This window comes from Escherichia sp. E14S1, from assembly GCF_004211995.1.
Taxonomy (GTDB): Bacteria; Pseudomonadota; Gammaproteobacteria; order Enterobacterales; family Enterobacteriaceae; genus Escherichia.
In genome coordinates, this window is record NZ_RHJQ01000005.1 from 63,290 (window position 1) to 83,111 (window position 19,822).

The window sequence follows — 19,822 nt, forward strand, 5'->3', positions numbered from 1 at the left end:
TAATCTATCAAGGTTGATATTAATATCAGTGAAGATTATGAATAAAATAAAAATATTGATCATCTGTATGGTTGTATTTATTGCCACCGAAAATGTTTACGCTGCAGAGTGGATCACTAGCGATGATCTTATTAAGTCAGATTTCCATATCATGACCGCAGAAGAACGTAATGGAGTTAAAGAGGAAACCGATGATAGTATGGAAGCCTCTTATATGCTTAAAAATAACATTCGTTGGTATTATCATAATGGAGATTTATCAATACCCAGCAATTTTAGTAATAAGCATACCCTGGTGGTCAAGGGGAATTTAACCATTAATGGTGATTATGATGATTATTCGGCAGGTGATGGTCAACTCATTGTGTTGGGCAATGTGATTGTCGACAACTTTATTAATCATGATTTCGCATACGTCAAAGGTGAGATGCAAGCGAAAGGTTTAGTCTATGCTGATTATAATGATCATAACTTTGAAGTAATGAAAGGTATTACGGCTCGCGGAATTATTGTTTCAGACAAGGCGACGCAATTTGAGGTTAATAACGCTGAGTTTTATATCAACGAAGATACCAGCAATGAAAATTATGACTGGGATGCGAATATTCGAAAAGCGTATTCGCTGTTTGAGCCCGATCTCTATGAGATTACTGAAATTGAAACCGACAATGTTTTAAATGCCTATCCTGATTATGACAGTGTAGCGGCCAGTATTGTCCAGGGATTGCCGTTGTTTCGCGATAAACCTGTATCGGGGTTAAGTGAAAAATTGCAGTGGATTGAACAGGGCAAGGTCGAAAAATTTGCGGCTGGCAACGTTAAGCATGAAGATCCGCTGGTGGCGCGTTTTCTGACTCGCATGGAGAGTCTACCAACTGATGTTATGCTGCAATTGCTACAGCATCCTGATGACCAGACACGAGAATATATGGCGCAGCGTTGGCCCGCCAGGCAAATGCATTTACTCACCGCGCCTTTTATTAAAGACCAGGCAGTGGCGAAAGGACTGATTAAAAACAGCGATATTTCACCAGAAGTGAATGAAAAATTAATGTCGACGCCTGTCGAGAGCGTCCAACTCGAGCAGGCCAGACAGGATAATCTTTCTCCGGAACTCATTGCCCTATTAAGTCAGAGTCCGTTTCCGATTGTGCGTAAGACGTTAGTCAGCCAGTACGATTACGCGTGGCTGGCGCCAACATCTGTGGTGGATGAACTGATAAATAGCGATGATGATGAACTACGCGAACGAATTGCTGGTGCCGATTTGACTACACGACAAGCCGTGGCGCTGAGTAACGATCAATCAATTAAGGTCCGTGAAGCCGTAGCTCATGCCCTTGTGGAACTAAAAGTTACGCGGCTTTCTGCAAACATGAGTATTCCCGATATTGAACGTATTGCAGAACAAATGTATCTCGATAATAAAGACCATAAAAATATCGTTATGGCATTATTTATTGCTTTACCTGAAGCGCGCCAACTGTCGCTGGCAAAAGAAGATATACAATATTTAAGTGAAGGTGTGCGTTATCTGACGTCAACTGAAGTGATTAACTATCTCCTGACACATCATGATAACCCCGCTATCTGGAATAAATTAGCACACGATAAACTGCTGCCGTTGGAATATAAGAAAAAATTGTGGCAGCGCACATTGCAATTAATGATGAGCAAACGGCAAGAAGATCAGGAGCAGGCGTATGATATACAACTGGAACTGATTGATAATGGCATAGTAGATGAAGCAATGCTCAATGACGCCATCGATTTGCTGCCTGATTTACCGGCTGAATATCGTTACCGGATGCGCAATCAGTTATTTGATAAAAATGATTTACCCTCAGAGATTATTGCCCGTCTTGATAAGCAATATCGCTTTAATTCTGACTGGGCGCTGTCTGTTACAGACATGACAAATAGTAATCGTAGGCAGTGTGATAGAGGATTACGTCGCTGGAATGATGATGATAGCGTTATTTTAATCGAGCTGGATAAGCTGACAGATAAGCCTGATGATGAGTTTTGGCTGGCATTACTGCAAAGTCGGCATGAACAATTACGTAAAACGGCGTTGATTAATGCGCATACGCCGACTTCTGCATTCACAGCATTGGTTACACCGCAGGATCGTCAGGGAGCGATTGCCAACCCGCAACTGCCTGCTAAGGTGAAAACGGCGTGGTTAAAAGAGGATCCGTCTTTACTGTTATTTGCCGATCATCCTGATCCACAACAATTACGTGAATTAGTTAAAACCGGATCGACACGGAAAATTCGTAGTGAAGCGCGCAATAAGCTTGAGGAATTAAAATGAGGTCACGGCCCTGGAGTAAATTACAGCGGGAAATCTATGATTTACTGACGCCGACCATCAATCTGCAAATTCACTGTACCCGTTATCCAATGCGCAGCCAAAATGGTGGAAGCACCGATTTGCCGCGTTACTGGATCACTCTGGATCAAGATGTTATCTGGGATTATCCAAAAGATTTTGTCGCGGGTAATCATGGGGTGCGAAATTTTCACGGCGAAACTTGCTGGTATCCTTACCTGACGGATATTTGTTCAATTTCTAATTTATTGCGTGAATATATTGATACACCGAAAGCGGAGCTGTTAACGAAACAGTTTGCCAGTGATAAGTGGGGGGTAGTGAATATTCTGCGTGCTGCCGACAGGCGAATCGGGACGAGGCGGTTAGATCAGTTACGGCGTAAAACACACAATATTGCAGCGTTAAAAATCATCATCCGACGTAGCGAATGATTAGATTAATGCCTGGCATGGCTTCGTACGCCGGATAAGACGCACCGAGGCGTCGCATCCGGCATTGAAGGCAAACCAGCTATTAACGTTGCGCTTCGCCGCCCAATCCTTCGATCAGGTTTTGAATTAACGCTGCCAGTTCGCCGGTCATCAGGATGAAATCGGCGTCAAAACGCTGGGCAAAATCTTCGCGGTCGATATCTTCGTTTTGATCGCGCAGCTCGTCGCAGAACTTCAGGCGCTTGAGCGAACCATCGTCGCACATCACAAACTGAACGCGTTGCTGCCAGTCGAGCGCCAGTTTAGTCACCACTTTTCCGGCTTCAATGTGATTGGTGATCTCTTCGCTGGTTAGATCTTGTTTCTTCGCGCGGATCACGCCGCCATCTTCCAGCAGCGATTTCAGCTCGGCTTCATCAAGCAGCTGGAAGCCCTGTGCCGCGCTACCGGAGCGTACCCATTCGGTCAGCGTCAGTTCAATCGGGTTTTCCATGCTCAATGGCACAACCGGTAACGACCCCAGGCTTTTACGCAGCAGTGCCAGCGTATCTTCCGCTTTTTTGGCGCTGGCGCAGTCCACCATGATCAAACCGTTCACCGTGTCGATCCACATCATGGTTTGGCTGAAACGGCTGAAGGCGCGAGGCAGCAGAGAGTGCAACACTTCATCTTTCAGCGAATCTTTTTCGGTTTTCTTCAGCTTACGCGCCTGTTCCGCTTCCAGTTTGGCGATTTTCGCTTCCAGCGCCTGTTTAATGACCGGAGACGGGAGAATTTTTTCTTCTTTGCGCGCGCAGATAACAATTTGACCATTGGCAACGTGCGTTAACGCATCGCTGTGCGATCCCATCGGAGGAACCCAGCCCATCTTCGCCATATCCTGGCTGCCGCATGGGGTAAATGCCATCGAGGCTAGCTGTTTTTCCATCTCTTCTGCACGCAGCGAAATCTCGCGGCTAAGACGGTAAACCATTAAATTTTTGAACCACAGCATGATAATTTCCACGGCCTTGTCGTTAAATTTAGCGGGCATGATAACGAATTGTCGGCGGCCTTGCATTGCCAATCCGGTTGTCCGTCTCTACGCTATTGATATTGAAAAAATAAGGAGAGTACCGTGCGTATAGGTATCGATTTAGGCGGCACCAAAACTGAAGTGATTGCACTGGGCGATGCAGGGGAGCAGTTGTACCGCCATCGTCTGCCCACGCCGCGTGATGATTACCGCCAGACTATTGAAACGATCGCCACGTTGGTTGATATGGCGGAGCAGGCGACAGGGCAGCGTGGAACAGTGGGGATGGGGATCCCAGGCTCGATTTCACCCTATACCGGAGTGGTGAAAAATGCCAATTCAACCTGGCTTAACGGTCAGCCATTCGATAAAGACTTAAGCGCGCGGTTGCAGCGGGAAGTGCGGCTGGCAAATGACGCCAACTGTCTGGCGGTTTCGGAAGCGGTAGATGGCGCGGCAGCGGGAGCGCAGACGGTATTTGCTGTGATTATCGGCACGGGATGCGGCGCGGGCGTGGCATTCAATGGGCGGGCGCATATCGGCGGCAATGGCACGGCAGGCGAGTGGGGACACAATCCGCTACCGTGGATGGACGAAGACGAACTGCGTTATCGCGAGGAAGTCACTTGTTATTGCGGTAAACAAGGCTGTATTGAAACCTTTATTTCGGGTACCGGATTTGCCACAGATTATCGTCGTTTAAGCGGACATGCACTGAAAGGCAGTGAAATTATTCGTCTCGTTGAAGAAAGCGATCCGGTTGCCGAGTTGGCATTGCGTCGCTATGAGCTACGACTGGCGAAGTCGCTGGCGCATGTGGTGAATATTCTCGACCCGGATGTGATTGTCCTAGGCGGAGGGATGAGCAATGTTGACCGTTTATATCAAACGGTTCCGCCGTTGATTAAACAATTTGTCTTCGGTGGCGAATGTGAAACGCCCGTGCGTAAGGCGAGGCATGGTGATTCCAGCGGCGTACGCGGCGCCGCATGGTTATGGCCACAAGAGTAAAAAACCCAGGCAATTGGTGCATCATGCCTGATGCGACGCTTGCCGCGTCTTATCAGGCCGACAAAATAAGCAGCCGTAGGTCGGATAAGGCGCTCGCGCCGCATCCGGCACCGTGCTCAGATGCCTGATGCGACACAGGCGTGTCTTATCAGGCCTACAAAATGAGCATCCCGTAGGCCGGATAAGGCGTTCACGCCGCATCCGGCAACAAGTAACGTGCACCGTGACTACAACCTATCCCAGTGGTTTCGCCAGCACCGGACTCTCCGCTACTTGCTGGCGCTTATAGCGACCATACAGCAGCAATGAGGACATCGCAGCAAACGAGAGCAGGGCGGCAGGTAACGCCACGTAATTATACGCCAGCCCCAGCGTCAGCATCATCCCGCCGCAATAAGCACCCACGGCGCTACCGAGGTTAAACGCTATTTGCCCACCCGCGGCACCTAATAACTCCCCACCTTTGGCATTTTGCAGTAACAATATTTGCAGCGGTGCTGAAAGGGCAAATAATCCCGCGCAACAAATAAAAGCAAAAATAAGCGACGTTGTTTTCATGCCGCCGAAGAAAAAGAGCATCAACAGTGCCAGCACAATAATAAAGTCAGTCACTGCCGCAATGCGTAGCGGCGAGTAACGTCCGGAAATCCGGCCACTTAGCATATTCCCCAGCACCATCCCCAGTCCGACCAGCATCATAATGAAGGTCATCGCCGTTTCCGAAAAACCGGAAATAAACATCATGTAAGGTTTAACGTAACTAAACCAGGCAAACACACCTGCGTTGCCAAACATCGTGGCGGCGAAAATTAACCACGGGGCCGGGCTGCGCAAAAAGTGAAATTGTTCGCGCAGCTTTCCTTTCGCCTCGTCGCGAATATCCGGTACCCAAAAATAGACCGATGCCATCACCGCAATATTAAAAACAGCGATCAATAAAAAGGTGTAGCGCCAGCTAAATTCCTGACTTAAATACGTCCCCAGCGGAATGCCCAGCAGATTGGCGACCGTCATCCCGGAAACCATACCCGCCACGGCGGCGGTGACTTTGCCGGGTTGGATAATTTTCGATAACACGATCGCCCCGACGCCAAAAAATGCGCCATGCGGAAAACCGGAAACCAGGCGGCCAATGGCGAGCATCAGGTAAGACGAAGAGAGAGTAAACATGGCGTTGCCAATGACGCACAACGCCACCAGAAACAACAAGATATGTTTGAGTGAGTAGCGACTGGAAAAAAGCGCGATTATCGGCGCACCGACCACCACCCCCAGCGCATAATACGAAATCATATGCCCGGCGGCTGGAATCGAAATTCCCACATTATGCGCCAGCTCCGTGAGCACCCCCATAATGCCAAATTCAGCCATCCCCAGGCCAAATGTGCCGAGTGCCAAAGATAAAATAACTTTTTTCATACCACCATCACAACCAACAGAGCAGCTACGAATCACCGTAGCCAATAAAGTGATAGCTTGCAGGATAACGACCATCCGGGCCAAGAGATAATTCGCCCCTCTGTATTCATTATCCTGCTGAATAGTTATTTCACCGCAAACGCGCTTTCCAGTTTACTGTAGCCCAGTCCGTTGATCTTCTTCACTTTAATCTGCACCGGAATACGCTCTTTCATCGCTTCAACGTGGCTAATCACCCCGATGGTTTTACCACTGGCGTTCAGGGCATCCAGTGCGTCAAGGGCGGTATCCAGCGTTTCGCTATCCAGCGTGCCGAAACCTTCATCGAGGAACAGCGAGTCAATACGCGTTTTATGGCTGACCAGATCCGAAAGCGCCAGCGCCAGAGCCAGGCTCACGAGGAAACTTTCGCCGCCGGAAAGCGTACGGGTATCGCGTACCGCATCTGCCTGCCAGGTATCGACAACTTCGACCTCCAGCGCCTCGCTGGCTTTACGCTGTAACAGGTAGCGACCGTGCAGCCGGGTAAGTTGCTGGTTAGCCAGATGGACCAGATTGTCCAGCGTCAGCCCCTGAGCGAATTTACGGAATTTATCGCCCTCTTTGGAGCCAATCAGCGAATTAAGATATCCCCAGTCCTCAACCTGCTGCGTCGTCTGTGCAATTTGCTGCATTAAGGTTTGTTGTTGCTGACGGTTGTCTGCATCCTGCTTCAGCTGCTGGCGAATTTCCCCCTGGCGAGTGGTGTTTTCACGCAACTTTTGGTGAGTTTGCGCTAACTCTTGCTGAATCTGTTCCACCGTCACCGTGAGATCCAGTCCGCCAGGTCGGTGTTGCTGATGCTGTGCCAGCGTTTCAGCTGTCTGAGTGGCCAGCGCTTGCGCCTGACGACGCTGGTTTTCCAGATTCTGTTTCAGCTGTTCCAGCTGAGTTAACGTCTGCTCATCCATGAACGCCGCAAGAAATGCCTGCTGATCGTCAAAAATGCTGTCCTGTAGCGCGGTGTCAAACTGCGCCTGAACTTTTTGCAGACTTTGCGCTGCCAGAACTTCCTGTTGCTGCAACGTTTGCTGCTGGCTTTGCAACGCGAGGCATTGTTCGTGAACTTGCCGCCAGTTTTCCAGCGCCACAGTTTCTTCGCTGTGCGGGAGTTCATCATTTTGCGGCAACGTTTCCAGAATCGGCGTCAGCTGCTGAATAAGGTTTTGCAGCGCGGTTAATTCGTTCTGGCGTTGCTGCCAGCTCTGCGCTTCTTGCTGACGTGTCGCCAACCAGCTCTCTTCTTCCTCTTCCTGTGGCAATGTCAGTGCATAACCCGCCAATGCCGTTAAGAGTTGCTGCTGGCGTTGTTCAATTTGCTGTTGATACTGGATAATTTGCTGATTATGCGCGGCAATCTGCCCTTGTAATTCATGCCGTTGGCTGAGTAATCGCAGTTGGCGTTCGTGCTCATCTTGTGCATCTAGCCACGGTTGAATATCGTCCTGTGGCTGTAAGGTGATATTGAGGCTGGCCGTGACGGCTTGCCATTGTTGAGTAAGTGCTTGCTCATCTTGTCGGAGGCTTTGCGCTTCGTTTTCATCACGCTGAAGCTGCTTCGTTAATGCATCCAGTTGCCCGCGCAGCGCCGCGCCTTCTTCGCCGAGCTTTTTCACTTCGTTTTCCAGCGTTAATAGCCGGGCCTGATTAACGCCCGGTTCCAGCGCCTGATACGCCTCGACCGCCGGGTGGCTGGTGGAACCACAAAGTGGACAAGGCTGACCTGCCTGTAACTGCGCGCGCTGGGCTTCCAGCGTTTTAATGCGAGCTTCCTGCTCGCAAATGGTTTTGACATCGGCAAGTTGCTGCGTCTTTTCTTTATAACGCTGGCGCATTTCGTTAAGTGCGGCATTACGTTGCGTCTGTTCCAGAGTGACATTCTGGATAGCGACCTGTAACTGCGCCAGACGTTTTTGTTGGGGAACAATCTGCCCATGCAGTGCGACCAGGCGCTGACGCAGTGGGCGTTGCTCAGCATGTTGCGCCTGGGCGCTAGCAACTTCATCGGCGGTTAACGTCAACGTGATCGCCGCAAGCGCATTAAGTTTTTGCTCAGAATGGGTTAACTGTTGCTGCCATTGCCGCAGATGCTCGCGATCGCTGGTTTGTTGGGAGAACTGCGCACGCCAACCTGCCAGTTCGTTGTTCCACTGACGGAAGCGATCGTGTTCCTGTAACCAGGCATTCAGGCTTTGTTGCTGCTGCTGTAATTCTGCTGACTGCTTCGCCGCGTGGTAGCGAATGCTCGCGCGAAGCGCCATTGTGCTCTGTAAGCGAGTATTTACTTCTTCAATCTGCTGGCGAGTATGCGCCAGCGCCGCGCTGTGTTCTGCGATGCGTTCCCAGTGCGGACGAAGATTTCGTGCCGGTTGCGCCAGACTGAGGGCCGCAAGTTGCGGTTGTGCTTTTTCTTCCTCGGCTAACGCCTGTTGCAGTGCCTGCTGACGGCGACTGGCTTCCTGCTGCAACTCGTCCTTACGCGTTAACCAGTTAATTGATTGTTGTTCTTGCTGCTGCGCAGTGAGTAACCGTTTCTCTTCGTCAGTGAGTACCTGCAAACTATCTGTAAGCGATTGCAGCTGTTCTGGCGCTAATAATGCAACGCCGTTGGCCTGCGCTTGCAGTTTCTCCAGCTCAGTACGGGCCGATTTATGCTGTTCAAAAACCATTGCGGAGATTTGCCCGTAGATTTCGGTGCCGGTTAACTCCTCGAGCAATTCCGCGCGTTCTTTTGGTTTGGCATTCAGGAAGGCAGCAAATTGCCCTTGTGAAAGCAGCATCGAACGGGTGAAGCGCCCGTAATCAAGCCCGGTTAACGTCGCCGTCAGTTCCAGCTTATCTTTCACTTTGTCGGCGAGAATTTTGCCGTCTGCGCAGCGCGCCAGCTCTACGCGTGGCACCTGCAAATTACCGTCCGGCTGGTTACGCGCCCGATTCTGGCTCCAGAACGCGCGATACGCTTCACCTTTCACTTCAAATTCCACTTCCGCCAGACATTCGGCGGTATCGCGGGTCATGAGATCATTTTGTGATTGCGAAACGTTAGAGAGGCGCGGGGTTTCGTGATACAGCGCCAGACAAATGGCATCGAGTAGGGTCGTTTTTCCAGCACCTGTTGGGCCGGTAATGGCAAACAGCCCGTTGCTGGCGAACGGCTCGCGGGTGAAATCAATCTTCCATTCGCCTTTTAATGAGTTCAGGTTTTTCAGGCGCAGGCTGAGAATTTTCATGCTTCGTGTTCTCCGGCGAGGGTCTGCAACGTCGTGGCGAAAAGATTCTGTAGACGTTGCTGCTGCGATTCATCCAGTTCTTCCAGTGCCAGACGGCGATTGAACACCTCTTCGACGCTGAGTTCGCTGAGGGTTTCACGCTGTTGGCTGGCTAACACACGCTCGCGCTGTTCACGACTCCGGCGTACCAGCAATACTTCGACAGGTAGTGATTCGGTTAATGCCTGGATTTTGCGCTGAATATCATGCAGATACTCATCAGTAGTGATTTCGATATCCAGCCAGACAGGTGGCTCTTGTGATACATCGCGCCACTGTTCCAGCTGTTCGGTAATCGACGCCAGATCGCCTTTCAGCACCGCCATGGGTTGCGTTACCGGTACGTTCAGATTTTCCACGCTCTCTAATTTGCCGTTTGAAAATGTCACCAGATGGACATATTTACTCTTACCGCATTCATCAAAACTCAGTGGAATGGGGGAGCCGCAATAGCGAACATGTTCCATGCCGCCAATAATCTGCGCGCGGTGAATATGCCCGAGCGCGATGTAGTCGGCTGGCGGAAAGTTTTGTGCCGGAAACGCGTCCAGCGTGCCAATATAGATGTCACGCACGGCGTCACTTTTACTGGCGCCCACGGTCGTTAAATGTCCCGTGGCGATGATGGGCAGAGGCTGATCGCCGCGCAGCTTGCAGGCATCGGCATAGTGTTGTTGATAATAATCAGTAATAGCTGCCAGCAAATGCTGCTGTTTTTCAATACCGTTAAGTCCCGCCTGGCTGGTAATAATGTCACGCGGGCGTAAAAAAGGAATGGGGCACAGCACTGCGCCTGGCGTCCCGTCGCGACGAGGCAAGATTTGCGGCGCATGTCCGGCGCTGGCGACCACGGTAGTATTGAGGAACGCCATGATATCGCGCGATTCATTCAGCGTGGCGACCGAATCATGGTTTCCCGCCAGTACCACCAGATGACAGCCAGTTTGCTGTAAATTGACAACAAAACGGTTGTATAACGTGCGGGCGTAACTGGGCGGCGAGCCGGTATCGAAAACATCACCGGCAACAATAATCGCATCCACCTGATGGGTTTGTGCTGTCTCCAGCAGCCAGTCAAGAAAAGCCTGATGCTCAGCTTCGCGGCTTTTACTGTAGAAGTTCTGGCCGAGATGCCAGTCTGAGGTGTGAAGGATGCGCATAACGGTTCCCTGGCGAAAAAGCATGGGCGCGATTATACCCAAACAGATGTGCCATTTGCTTTTTTCTGCGCCACGGAAATCAATAACCTGAAGATATGTGCGACGAGCTTTTCATAAATCTGTCATAAATCTGACGCATAATGACGTCGCATTAATGATCGCAATCTATTTATTACAACAGGGCAAATCATGGCGAGACGTATTCTGGTCGTAGAAGATGAAGCTCCAATTCGCGAAATGGTCTGCTTCGTGCTCGAGCAAAATGGCTTCCAGCCGGTCGAAGCGGAAGATTATGACAGTGCTGTGAACCAACTGAATGAACCCTGGCCGGATTTAATTCTCCTCGACTGGATGTTACCCGGCGGCTCCGGTATCCAGTTCATCAAACATCTCAAGCGTGAGTCGATGACCCGTGATATTCCGGTTGTGATGTTGACCGCCAGAGGGGAAGAAGAAGATCGCGTGCGCGGCCTTGAAACCGGTGCGGATGACTATATCACCAAGCCGTTTTCGCCGAAGGAGCTGGTGGCGCGAATCAAAGCGGTAATGCGCCGTATATCGCCGATGGCGGTGGAAGAGGTGATTGAGATGCAGGGGCTAAGTCTCGACCCGACATCTCACCGGGTGATGGCGGGCGAAGAACCGCTGGAGATGGGGCCGACTGAATTTAAACTGCTGCACTTTTTTATGACGCATCCCGAGCGCGTGTACAGTCGCGAGCAACTGCTAAACCACGTCTGGGGAACCAACGTATATGTAGAAGACCGCACGGTCGATGTCCACATTCGCCGCCTGCGTAAAGCACTGGAACCCGGCGGGCATGACCGCATGGTGCAGACCGTGCGCGGTACAGGATATCGTTTTTCAACCCGCTTTTAACGCCTTGCTCATCGGACGCAGAGCAGGGCTTATGATTTCTTAACTGGAGTATCTTACGTGCTGGAACGGCTGTCGTGGAAAAGGCTGGTGCTGGAGCTGCTACTTTGCTGCCTCCCGGCTTTCATCCTGGGTGCATTTTTTGGTTACCTGCCCTGGTTTTTGCTGGCATCGGTAACAGGACTGCTTATCTGGCATTTCTGGAATTTATTGCGCCTTTCATGGTGGCTGTGGGTGGATCGCAGTATGACCCCGCCACCGGGGCGTGGTAGCTGGGAACCGCTGCTGTACGGTTTACACCAGATGCAACTGCGTAATAAAAAACGCCGCCGCGAGCTGGGTAATCTTATCAAACGCTTTCGTAGCGGCGCGGAGTCGCTACCCGATGCGGTGGTGCTGACCACGGAAGAGGGCGGTATTTTCTGGTGTAACGGTCTGGCGCAACAAATTCTTGGTCTGCGCTGGCCGGAAGATAATGGGCAGAACATCCTTAACCTGCTGCGTTATCCGGAGTTTACGCAATATCTGAAAACGCGTGATTTTTCTCGCCCGCTCAATCTGGTGCTCAACACCGGGCGGCATCTGGAAATTCGTGTCATGCCTTATACCCATAAACAGCTGCTGATGGTGGCGCGAGATGTCACGCAAATGCATCAACTGGAAGGGGCGCGACGCAACTTTTTTGCCAACGTAAGCCATGAGTTACGCACGCCATTGACCGTGTTACAGGGTTACCTGGAGATGATGGATGAGCAGCCGCTGGAAGGCGCGGTACGCGAAAAAGCGTTGCACACCATGCGTGAGCAGACTCAGCGGATGGAAGGGCTGGTGAAGCAGTTACTGACCTTGTCGAAAATTGAAGCCGCGCCGACGCAGTTGCTGAATGAGAAGGTTGATGTGCCGATGATGCTGCGCGTCGTTGAGCGTGAAGCTCAGACGCTGAGCCAGCAAAAACAGACATTTACCTTTGAGATTGATAACGGCCTCAAAGTGTCTGGCAGCGAAGACCAGTTACGCAGTGCGATTTCGAATCTGGTCTATAACGCCGTGAATCATACGCCGGAAGGTACGCATATCACCGTACGCTGGCAGCGAGTGCCGCACGGTGCCGAATTTAGTGTTGAAGATAATGGACCGGGCATCGCACCGGAGCATATTCCGCGCCTGACCGAGCGTTTTTATCGCGTTGATAAAGCGCGTTCCCGACAAACTGGCGGTAGCGGGTTGGGGTTAGCGATCGTGAAGCATGCGGTAAATCATCATGAAAGCCGGCTCAATATTGAAAGTACGGTGGGCAAAGGTACGCGTTTCAGTTTTGTTCTGCCGGAACGTTTAATTGCCAAAAATAGCGATTAATCCGCCTTTGTCATTTTTTGTTGCCATAAGCCAGCCGATGCTGGCTTTTTTTCTTTGCAGTCAAAAAACGGGCGCTGAATTTTACCATGTCTGGTGATTTTTTGTTCGCATGATAAGCCATATCTTTTTCACGGAAATAGTGTTTTATACTGGTTTGTGATTTCTTATCATTATATCCCTCTGGTTTTTAGATCCCTCCTTGCTTTAAAACGTTATAAGCGTTTAAATTGCGCTTCAGGTGCTGTCATACTGACTGCATTCACGCGGTAAATCGAAAAACTATTCTTCGCCGCGCCTGGTTGGGAGTATTTCCCGCTAAAATTGTTTAAATATACCGCTGTATCATCCCCAGGGATTGGCACAAAATTTAACGTTACAACACCACATCCACAGGCAGTATGATTTATGACCCATCAGTTAAGATCGCGCGATATCATCGCTCTGGGCTTTATGACATTTGCGTTGTTCGTTGGCGCAGGTAACATTATTTTCCCTCCTATGGTCGGCTTGCAGGCAGGCGAACACGTCTGGACTGCGGCATTCGGCTTCCTCATTACTGCCGTTGGTCTGCCGGTATTAACGGTAGTGGCGCTGGCGAAAGTTGGCGGCGGCGTTGACAGTCTGAGCACACCAATCGGTAAAGTCGCAGGCGTGCTGTTGGCAACAGTCTGCTACCTGGCGGTAGGGCCGCTGTTTGCAACACCGCGTACGGCAACAGTCTCCTTTGAAGTGGGCATTGCGCCGCTGACGGGTGACTCCGCACTGCCGCTGTTTATCTACAGCCTGGTCTATTTCGCTATCGTTATTCTGGTTTCGCTCTATCCGGGCAAGCTGCTGGATACCGTGGGCAACTTCCTTGCGCCGCTGAAAATTATCGCGCTGGTCATCCTGTCTGTTGCCGCGATTGTCTGGCCTGCGGGTTCTATCAGCACGGCAACTGAGGCTTATCAAAACGCTGCGTTTTCTAACGGCTTCGTTAACGGCTATCTGACCATGGATACGCTGGGCGCGATGGTGTTTGGTATCGTTATTGTTAACGCGGCGCGTTCTCGCGGCGTTACCGAAGCGCGTCTGCTGACCCGTTATACTGTCTGGGCTGGCCTGATGGCGGGCGTTGGTTTGACTCTGCTGTACCTGGCGCTGTTCCGTCTGGGTTCAGACAGCGCGTCGCTGGTTGATCAATCCGCGAACGGTGCCGCTATTCTGCATGCTTACGTTCAGCACACCTTTGGCGGCGGCGGTAGCTTCCTGCTGGCGGCGTTAATCTTCATCGCTTGTCTGGTAACGGCGGTTGGCCTGACCTGCGCTTGTGCGGAATTCTTCGCTCAATACATCCCGCTCTCATACCGTACGCTGGTGTTTATCCTCGGCGGCTTCTCGATGGTGGTCTCTAATCTGGGCTTAAGCCAGCTGATTCAGATCTCTGTACCGGTGCTGACTGCCATTTATCCGCCGTGTATCGCACTGGTTGTATTAAGTTTTACACGCTCATGGTGGCATAATTCGTCCCGCGTGATTGCTCCGCCGATGTTTATCAGCCTGCTTTTTGGTATTCTCGACGGGATCAAAGCATCTGCATTCAGCGATATTTTACCGTCCTGGGCGCAGCGTTTACCGCTGGCCGAACAAGGTCTGGCGTGGTTAATGCCAACGGTGGTGATGGTGGTTCTGGCCATTATCTGGGATCGCGCAGCAGGTCGTCAGGTGACCTCCAGCGCCCACTAAATCACTGTAAATTTGTTTTAACCACGGGGCTGCGATGCCCCGTGGTTTTTTTATTGTGTTGATGGGTTAGGAATTGATGGAAAGTAAGAACAAGCTAAAGCGTGGGCTAAGTACCCGACACATACGCTTTATGGCACTGGGTTCAGCAATTGGCACCGGGTTGTTTTACGGTTCGGCGGACGCCATCAAAATGGCCGGACCGAGCGTGTTGTTGGCCTATATTATCGGTGGTGTCGCGGCATATATCATTATGCGTGCGCTGGGAGAAATGTCGGTACATAACCCGGCTGCCAGCTCTTTCTCGCGTTATGCGCAGGAAAACCTTGGCCCGCTGGCAGGTTATATCACCGGCTGGACCTACTGCTTTGAAATCCTTATTGTCGCCATCGCCGATGTGACCGCTTTCGGTATCTATATGGGCGTCTGGTTCCCGACGGTGCCGCACTGGATATGGGTGTTGAGCGTGGTGCTGATTATCTGCGCCATTAACCTGATGAGCGTGAAAGTGTTCGGCGAGCTGGAGTTCTGGTTCTCGTTCTTTAAAGTCGCCACCATTATCATCATGATCGTTGCTGGTTTCGGTATCATCATTTGGGGGATTGGCAACGGCGGGCAACCGACCGGTATCCATAACCTGTGGAGCAACGGCGGCTTCTTCAGTAACGGCTGGCTTGGCATGGTGATGTCGTTGCAAATGGTGATGTTTGCCTACGGTGGTATTGAAATTATTGGTATTACCGCCGGTGAAGCGAAAGAGCCGGAGAAGTCTATTCCGCGCGCGATTAACTCAGTGCCGATGCGTATTCTGGTGTTCTATGTTGGTACGCTGTTCGTCATTATGTCTATCTATCCGTGGAATCAGGTTGGTACTGCTGGTAGCCCGTTCGTGCTGACGTTCCAGCATTTGGGGATTACCTTTGCCGCCAGCATTCTTAACTTCGTTGTGCTGACAGCCTCTTTGTCGGCAATTAACAGCGACGTGTTTGGCGTAGGCCGTATGTTGCACGGCATGGCAGAGCAGGGCAGTGCGCCGAAAATTTTCAGCAAAACGTCGCGTCGCGGTATTCCGTGGGTCACGGTGCTGGTCATGACTACCGCGCTGCTGTTTGCGGTGTATCTGAACTACATCATGCCGGAAAACGTCTTCCTGGTGATTGCCTCGCTGGCGACCTTCGCTACCGTGTGGGTGTGGATTATGATCCTGCTGTCTCAGATTGCCTTCCGTCGCCGCCTGCCGCCAGAAGAAGTTAAAGCGCTGAAATTTAAAGTTCCTGGCGGGGTGGCAACGACCATCACGGGGCTGGTTTTCCTGCTCTTTATCATCGGACTGATTGGTTATCACCCTGAAACGCGTATCTCTCTGTACGTTGGTTTTGCGTGGATTGTGGTGCTGTTGATTGGCTGGATGTTTAAACGCCGCCACGATCGCCAGCTGGCAGAAAACCACTAATTCCTGCCTTTTGTCGCCGGATCAGGAGCAAAACCTGATCCGGCTATTCCGAAAGTTATCCACCCCCATCCTCATCCCCCAAATATCCTTCAGATGATGAGTGATCCTGCATTAGGCTATGGCAAGGTGAACACATTTTCATCACAGGGGAATTATGATGTTAAATGCATGGCACCTGCCGGTGCCCCCGTTTGTTAAGCAAAGCAAAGATCAACTGCTCATTACGCTGTGGCTGACGGGCGAAGAGCCGCCACAGCGCATTATGTTGCGCATGGAAAACGATAACGAAGAAACATCAATACCGATGCATAAACAGCGCAGCCAGCCGCAGCCTGGTGTGACGGCGTGGCGGGGAGCGCTCTCTCTCGCCACCGGGCAACCACGGCGGCGCTACAGTTTCAAATTGCTGTGGCACGATCGCCAGCGTTGGTTTACGCCGCAAGGTTTCAGCCCAATACCACCTTCGCGGCTGGAACAGTTTGCCGTCGATGTGCCGGATATCGGACCACAATGGGCGGCGGATCAGATTTTTTATCAGATCTTCCCGGATCGTTTTGCCCGGAGTCTGCCTCGTAATGCCGATCAGGATCATGTCTATTATCATCACGCCGCCGGGCGGGAAATAATATTGCGTGACTGGGATGAACCGGTCACGGCACAGGCGGGCGGATCAACGTTCTATGGCGGCGATCTGGACGGGATAAGCGAAAAACTGCCGTACCTGAAAAAACTCGGCGTGACGGCGCTGTATCTTAATCCGGTGTTTAAAGCACCCAGCGTGCACAAATACGATACCGAAGATTATCGCCACGTCGATCCGCAGTTTGGCGGCGACGGGGCGTTGCTGCGTTTGAGACACAACACGCAGCAGCAAGGAATGCGCCTGATGCTGGACGGCGTGTTTAACCACAGTGGCGATTCTCATGCCTGGTTTGACAGGCACAATCGCGGGACGGGCGGCGCTTGCCATAACCCCGAATCGCCCTGGCGCGACTGGTACTCGTTTCGCGATGACGGCACGGCGCTCGATTGGCTGGGCTATGCCAGCCTGCCAAAACTGGATTATCAGTCGGAAAGTCTGGTGAATGAAATTTATCGCGGTGAAGACAGCATTGTCCGTCACTGGCTGAAAGCGCCGTGGAATATGGACGGCTGGCGGCTGGATGTGGTGCATATGCTGGGGGAAGCGGGCGGGGCGCGCAATAATTTGCAGCATGTCGCCGGCATCACTGAGGCGGCGAAAGAAACCCAGCCAGAAGCGTACATTGTCGGTGAATATTTTGGCGATGCGCGGCAATGGTTACAGGCCGATGTGGAGGATGCATCGATGAACTATCGCGGCTTTACTTTTCCGCTGTGGGGCTTTCTCGCTAATACCGATGTCTCTTACGATCCGCAGCAGATTGACGCTCAAATCTGTATGACCTGGATGGACAATTACCGTGCCGGGCTTTCTCATCAACAGCAACTGCGTATGTTTAACCAGCTCGATAGCCACGATACCGCGCGATTTAAAACGTTACTCGGACGGGATGTTACGCGTCTGCCACTGGCGGTCGTCTGGCTGTTCACCTGGCCTGGTGTGCCGTGTATTTATTACGGCGATGAAGTGGGGCTGGACGGCAATAACGATCCATTTTGTCGTAAACCTTTTCCCTGGGACCCGGAAAAACAAGATACGGAACTATTCGCGCTGTACCAGCGAATGATTGCGCTGCGTAAGAAGAGCCTGGCATTGCGTCGTGGCGGCAGTCAGGTGTTGTATGCGGAAGATAACGTGGTGGTGTTTGTGCGTGTGCTCAATCAGCAGCGTGTGCTAGTGGCAATCAACCGTGGTGAAGCGTGTGAAGTGGTGCTACCCGCATCGCCGTTGCTTAATGTCGCGCAATGGCAATGCAAAGAAGGGAACGGACAACGGGTCGATGAGATCCTGACGTTGCCCGCGATATCAGCCACGGTGTGGATGAATTAATACCCTACAACGCTTTGCGTGACGCCTGCTCCATCATCCGCGGATAAAATTGCCAGAAGCGGGTTTCAAGGGCGTCGTAATGGGTGTCTAAATCGTACCAGGAGTCACGTAGAGCATCCAGACGTGGGCGACGGCTTGCCATGCCGTTTAACACGCTCTGGATGAAATCCATATCGCGATAGCGCACCAGCCATTGCTCTGACCATAAGTAATTATTCAGATTGATAAAGCGCGGCGGTGAGTCCGGCAAAATCGTCATCACTTGTTCGCGGGCATAACAGACAAATTTCTGTAGCGGAAAGTCCGGCGACAGCTGCGACCAGTGGCGGGAAAGAAAGTGATCCCACATCACATCCAGCGTAATAGGCGCAACGCGGCGAGTTTCGTTGCGAAACCACTCCCGCGCTTCGCGGACTTCCGGCAGATTGTCGGTTAACACATCGATACGCCGATGCATATGAATACCTGCAACCACGTCGGGCGGAAAACTTTCGTCAGGATTTCCGCGAACAAAATCAGCCAGTAAATTGCCGGAAAGCGAACTTTCAGCGAGATGGGCTAAATGCAGGTGAGCTAAAAAATTCATCGATTATATTCTATCCAAAGGGGGGTAAAGGTTGCAGGGAGAGCGCCCCGGCACTAGACTACCCGCCTCTTATTTTAGTCTGAGTCAGTGTCATGCGCGTTACCGATTTCTCCTTTGAATTGCCCGAATCCCTGATTGCCCACTATCCCATGCCTGAACGCAGTAGCTGTCGTTTACTGTCGCTGGACGGGCCGACGGGCGCGCTGACGCACGGTACTTTCACCGATTTACTCGATAAGCTCAACCCCGGCGATCTTCTGGTTTTTAACAATACCCGCGTGATCCCGGCGCGTCTGTTTGGGCGAAAAGCTAGCGGCGGTAAAATTGAAGTGCTGGTTGAGCGGATGCTCGACGACAAACGCATTCTTGCGCATATTCGCGCCTCGAAAGCGCCAAAACCGGGCGCTGAATTGCTGCTGGGCGATGACGAAAGCATCAAAGCAACAATGACCGCTCGTCACGGCGCGCTGTTTGAAGTCGAATTTAACGATGAGCGCTCGGTGCTGGATATTCTCAACAGCATCGGCCATATGCCACTGCCGCCGTACATCGACCGTCCGGACGAAGATGCAGACCGCGAACTTTATCAAACGGTTTATAGCGAAAAACCAGGCGCGGTAGCAGCACCGACCGCCGGACTGCACTTTGACGAACCGCTGCTGGAAAAATTACGCGCCAAAGGCGTGGAGATGGCATTCGTGACCCTGCATGTGGGGGCGGGTACGTTCCAGCCGGTACGCGTCGACACCATTGAAGACCACATCATGCACTCGGAATATGCAGAAGTGCCGCAGGATGTGGTTGACGCAGTGCTGGCTGCGAAAGCGCGTGGTAACCGGGTGATAGCGGTTGGCACCACCTCTGTTCGCTCGCTTGAGAGTGCGGCCCAGGCGGCGAAAAACGATCTGATTGAACCGTTTTTCGATGATACACAAATCTTTATCTATCCCGGCTTCCAGTACAAAGTAGTCGATGCGCTGGTGACTAACTTCCATCTGCCGGAGTCAACGCTGATTATGCTGGTTTCCGCATTTGCCGGTTATCAACACACCATGAACGCCTATAAAGCGGCAGTAGAAGAGAAATATCGCTTTTTTAGTTACGGTGATGCGATGTTTATCACGTACAATCCGCAGGCAATTAATGAGCGCGTCGGGGAGTAATTCCGCGGCGCT

Annotated in this window: 14 protein-coding genes; 9 read left to right on the forward strand and 5 right to left on the reverse strand. The window is 51.6% G+C overall.

Translation table 11 applies throughout. The annotated features are described in order from the left end of the window. Positions 1 to 37 precede the first annotated feature (37 nt). Positions 38 to 2,317 carry a DUF2773 domain-containing protein gene (locus D9734_RS06390; protein ID WP_130206201.1) on the forward strand — a complete coding sequence of 760 codons (2,280 nt, stop codon included), beginning with the start codon at positions 38 to 40 and terminating at the stop codon, positions 2,315 to 2,317. Then, positions 2,314 to 2,769, forward strand: coding sequence for a hypothetical protein (locus D9734_RS06395; protein ID WP_130206203.1), 456 nt, complete (start codon positions 2,314 to 2,316; stop codon positions 2,767 to 2,769). The genes D9734_RS06390 and D9734_RS06395 overlap by 4 nt, the downstream gene beginning before the upstream one ends. 82 nt (positions 2,770 to 2,851) lie before the next feature. On the opposite strand, the gene rdgC is transcribed toward D9734_RS06395, so the two are convergent. Continuing rightward, positions 2,852 to 3,763: a recombination-associated protein RdgC gene (gene rdgC / locus D9734_RS06400; RefSeq protein WP_130206205.1), complete on the reverse strand. Its 912-nt coding sequence runs from the start codon at positions 3,761 to 3,763 to the stop codon at positions 2,852 to 2,854. A 123-nt stretch (positions 3,764 to 3,886) separates the two neighbouring features. Here rdgC and mak point away from each other — a divergent pair, with 123 nt between their 5' ends. Beyond that, positions 3,887 to 4,795: a fructokinase gene (gene mak / locus D9734_RS06405; RefSeq protein ID WP_130206207.1), complete on the forward strand. Its 909-nt coding sequence runs from the start codon at positions 3,887 to 3,889 to the stop codon at positions 4,793 to 4,795. A gap of 234 nt (positions 4,796 to 5,029) precedes the next feature. Here the strand turns inward: mak and araJ are convergent, their stop codons facing one another. The 3 genes from araJ to sbcD all read right to left on the reverse strand — a co-directional run bounded on the left by araJ (position 5,030) and on the right by sbcD (position 10,682). After that, positions 5,030 to 6,214, reverse strand: a complete 1,185-nt coding sequence (gene araJ, locus D9734_RS06410; protein ID WP_130206209.1) for an MFS transporter AraJ — start codon at positions 6,212 to 6,214, stop codon at positions 5,030 to 5,032. Between the two features lie 125 nt (positions 6,215 to 6,339). Further along, positions 6,340 to 9,483 (reverse strand): exonuclease subunit SbcC, encoded by a 3,144-nt coding sequence (gene sbcC, locus D9734_RS06415; RefSeq protein ID WP_130206211.1) that lies wholly within the window; start codon positions 9,481 to 9,483, stop codon positions 6,340 to 6,342. Next, complete coding sequence (gene sbcD / locus D9734_RS06420) at positions 9,480 to 10,682, reverse strand: exonuclease subunit SbcD (RefSeq protein WP_130206213.1); 1,203 nt, start codon at positions 10,680 to 10,682, stop codon at positions 9,480 to 9,482. Before sbcD ends, sbcC begins: the two co-directional genes overlap by 4 nt. A 189-nt stretch (positions 10,683 to 10,871) precedes the next feature. On the opposite strand from sbcD, the gene phoB reads away from it, so the two are divergent. From phoB to malZ, 5 genes are all read left to right on the forward strand, one after another. Next, positions 10,872 to 11,561: a phosphate response regulator transcription factor PhoB gene (gene phoB, locus D9734_RS06425; RefSeq protein WP_000113933.1), complete on the forward strand. Its 690-nt coding sequence runs from the start codon at positions 10,872 to 10,874 to the stop codon at positions 11,559 to 11,561. A 57-nt stretch (positions 11,562 to 11,618) separates the two neighbouring features. Next, the gene (phoR, locus tag D9734_RS06430; RefSeq protein ID WP_130206215.1) at positions 11,619 to 12,914 is read left to right on the forward strand and encodes a phosphate regulon sensor histidine kinase PhoR; all 1,296 of its coding nucleotides are present in this window, start codon (positions 11,619 to 11,621) and stop codon (positions 12,912 to 12,914) included. Between the two features lie 405 nt (positions 12,915 to 13,319). Beyond that, entirely contained in the window at positions 13,320 to 14,639 is a 1,320-nt protein-coding gene (brnQ, locus tag D9734_RS06435; protein ID WP_130206217.1) for a branched-chain amino acid transporter carrier protein BrnQ, read from the forward strand. A gap of 76 nt (positions 14,640 to 14,715) precedes the next feature. After that, positions 14,716 to 16,089 carry a proline-specific permease ProY gene (gene proY / locus D9734_RS06440; protein WP_130206219.1) on the forward strand — a complete coding sequence of 458 codons (1,374 nt, stop codon included), beginning with the start codon at positions 14,716 to 14,718 and terminating at the stop codon, positions 16,087 to 16,089. Positions 16,090 to 16,243: 154 nt separating this feature from the next. After that, positions 16,244 to 18,061 (forward strand): maltodextrin glucosidase, encoded by a 1,818-nt coding sequence (gene malZ, locus D9734_RS06445; protein WP_130206221.1) that lies wholly within the window; start codon positions 16,244 to 16,246, stop codon positions 18,059 to 18,061. A gap of 4 nt (positions 18,062 to 18,065) precedes the next feature. On the opposite strand, the gene acpH is transcribed toward malZ, so the two are convergent. Then, on the reverse strand, positions 18,066 to 18,647 hold the full coding sequence (gene acpH / locus D9734_RS06450) for an ACP phosphodiesterase (RefSeq protein ID WP_130206223.1): 582 nt from the start codon (positions 18,645 to 18,647) through the stop codon (positions 18,066 to 18,068). 92 nt (positions 18,648 to 18,739) lie between these two features. On the opposite strand from acpH, the gene queA reads away from it, so the two are divergent. Beyond that, positions 18,740 to 19,810, forward strand: coding sequence for a tRNA preQ1(34) S-adenosylmethionine ribosyltransferase-isomerase QueA (gene queA, locus D9734_RS06455; RefSeq protein WP_130206226.1), 1,071 nt, complete (start codon positions 18,740 to 18,742; stop codon positions 19,808 to 19,810). Positions 19,811 to 19,822 lie beyond the last annotated feature (12 nt).

Bases quoted from the DNA above. Each gene is read 5' to 3' on its own strand.
- araJ (WP_130206209.1), bottom strand. From the start codon at position 6,214: ATGAAAAAAGTTATTTTATCTTTGGCACTCGGCACATTTGGCCTGGGG.
- proY (WP_130206219.1), top strand. From the start codon at position 14,716: ATGGAAAGTAAGAACAAGCTAAAGCGTGGGCTAAGTACCCGACACATA.
- malZ (WP_130206221.1), top strand. From the start codon at position 16,244: ATGATGTTAAATGCATGGCACCTGCCGGTGCCCCCGTTTGTTAAGCAA.
- sbcD (WP_130206213.1), bottom strand. From the start codon at position 10,682: ATGCGCATCCTTCACACCTCAGACTGGCATCTCGGCCAGAACTTCTAC.
- queA (WP_130206226.1), top strand. From the start codon at position 18,740: ATGCGCGTTACCGATTTCTCCTTTGAATTGCCCGAATCCCTGATTGCC.
- phoB (WP_000113933.1), top strand. From the start codon at position 10,872: ATGGCGAGACGTATTCTGGTCGTAGAAGATGAAGCTCCAATTCGCGAA.
- D9734_RS06390 (WP_130206201.1), top strand. From the start codon at position 38: ATGAATAAAATAAAAATATTGATCATCTGTATGGTTGTATTTATTGCC.
- brnQ (WP_130206217.1), top strand. From the start codon at position 13,320: ATGACCCATCAGTTAAGATCGCGCGATATCATCGCTCTGGGCTTTATG.
- rdgC (WP_130206205.1), bottom strand. From the start codon at position 3,763: ATGCTGTGGTTCAAAAATTTAATGGTTTACCGTCTTAGCCGCGAGATT.
- sbcC (WP_130206211.1), bottom strand. From the start codon at position 9,483: ATGAAAATTCTCAGCCTGCGCCTGAAAAACCTGAACTCATTAAAAGGC.
- D9734_RS06395 (WP_130206203.1), top strand. From the start codon at position 2,314: ATGAGGTCACGGCCCTGGAGTAAATTACAGCGGGAAATCTATGATTTA.
- acpH (WP_130206223.1), bottom strand. From the start codon at position 18,647: ATGAATTTTTTAGCTCACCTGCATTTAGCCCATCTCGCTGAAAGTTCG.